This window comes from Endozoicomonas sp. SESOKO3, assembly GCF_024606255.1.
The window spans coordinates 1-2013 of record NZ_JAHHPR010000391.1 but is presented as its reverse complement, the minus strand read 5'-3'; the positions used below and the strand labels follow the sequence as shown (position 1 = coordinate 2013).

General features: G+C 46.3%; 2 protein-coding genes. One reads left to right on the top strand and one right to left on the bottom strand.

The window, feature by feature from the left end; genetic code table 11:
• The coding region (locus KDK18_RS06770; RefSeq protein ID WP_257254114.1) for a hypothetical protein at positions 1-1041 on the top strand (1041 nt) is incomplete at its 5' end.
• A gap of 27 nt (positions 1042-1068) precedes the next feature.
• Here the strand turns inward: KDK18_RS06770 and ilvY are convergent.
• The gene (gene ilvY / locus KDK18_RS06765) at positions 1069-1932 is read right to left on the bottom strand and encodes an HTH-type transcriptional activator IlvY (RefSeq protein ID WP_257254113.1); all 864 of its coding nucleotides are present in this window, start codon (positions 1930-1932) and stop codon (positions 1069-1071) included.
• Positions 1933-2013 lie beyond the last annotated feature (81 nt).

The window sequence follows — 2013 nt, the reverse complement described above, 5'->3', positions numbered from 1 at the left end:
ATATCGTACTATGTTTTCACGGAAGATGAATTCATTTTTTATGTCAGTAAAAAACAAGCAACTTCGGGCTACCCTGCCCACCCTTTATTTATAGGTGTGGTAAATTATCAAACTAACCGTTGGATTGTCGCCAGCAAACTGATCGGTAATACAGAAGAACCACATTTCGTTAAGCTGTCTGAAGTAGAATACTGGTGGAGTGGCATTAAGGCAGTGAAGGAGCAGAGACTGAAGAGCCTGTTCAGTCATCTCAGAAAAGATTACCAGAGATGGAAGAGTCTCACTCAAGCCAAACCAGGAGGTTTGCCTTTTGGTTTTCTGCACTACTCTTCCCTGATCGCCAGCAACTGTGAAGCCATTAATACTGGTAGCAGAACCCTCAAGGCATTCCATAAATCTGCAGACGATTATCTTGATAGCCGCGCAGTCTGTCAGAACTGGCTGGATCGCTTTATTAACTGGCATTCCTATTTTGCCAGTTACTACAATAATTCAATACCAGTGGTTCTGGTGCCTGACTGGCAAGAAAGAAAGGGTATCAAGGATGAATCGACGCCGAGTACAGTGATCGGTGGTCATCTACACAGCAGTGTCGCTTATCTATTTAATGCCAATTATGACTTTCGCAGGTTGAGTTCACTTTATGGCGGCTCCGATCAGGAGTTAGTTGTGATAACGGATCGACCCGGTTATCAACTGAAGAGGATCATTTGGAGGCCGCCGCGAGCGTACGACCTCTTTATACCAGACCATCAGAAGCTTATCTGGTCAGAACATGCACCTTGCGACTCAGTGAAAGGCGGTTGTCGCTTCAAAAATTTTTCCTGGAGTGCGGGGCAGGTGACTCCTTACCTGCTGAGTCACTCTGGCACAGGAAGGCAGATTCTTATATTTCATCATGGGGAGACCCTTTTAGCCTGGTGTCTGGGCAAGTCCTGGTTTGCCGAAAATAAGGTGGTTATGAAGGAAGCAAAAAACAATCGATTTGAGCTGAACCTCCTCGAAGCTTTTGGCCTGGACTCGGGCTTGGCAACGCACTGAACGAGCTGTTCTGGTCAGGGGAGTCGTCTATAGCAGCTCCCAGAAAGCCTGAATTAATGGGCTTTTGAGTTTTTTGTCCAGTACACATAATCCCACATCATAAGCTGCCAGCCAGGGAGTGATGTTCAGAATGTTAACCTTGTCGGACAGTGGGCTGTTATCCAGAACAATCTGGGGTACTACGCCGACTCCAAACCCCAAACTGACCATACTGACAATGGCTTCATTGCCAGCTACCTGAGCGTATATTTTTGGCTTGATGCCCTTGGTTGAAAACCAGTGATCCACCCGCTGTCGTCCAATACCTTTTTCTGACAGGATCATGGGCGTTCTACTCCACTCTTCAACCGACTCAGGGGTAGAAATTTCTCCTGAAGCAGGGCCTATGAAGACCAGTGGCGAGAGTCCGATACTATGAAACTGAATCTCTGAGGATAAATTATCCGGGCGGGCAGAAATGGCTATATCCTCTTTACCAGAGGTGATCAGCTCAATGGCTGAGTCAGGATCGCCAGTATGAAGTTTGATTTCAATGCTCGGATAGCGTTGGCGAAAGCGCTTGAGAATATCATAAAGAAAACTGTAGCTGGCGGTCACGGAGCAATAAACACTGATCTCACCTTTGAGCTCTTTGGATTCGGCAATCAACTCGTTACGAATCGCTGACCACTGAATCAGGGTTTCCCGGGCATATTTCTCAAATTTAATGCCTTCTGCAGTCAGGCTGACACTGCGGTTGTCCCGTTCAAACAGGTATACCCCCAACTTATTTTCCAGATGCTGTATGCTGCGGCTCAGGGTCGATGGGCTGATATGACAAGCTGCGCTGGCACGGCCGCAATGAAGTGTTTCAGCCAGACTCAGGAAATGCTTCAGTGGTTTCAAATCCATAATGACTGTTTCTCATCTTCGCTCAGGGCTGTTTCTTATTATGAAATATTATATTGCAAATATATCATTTTACGAAATTAC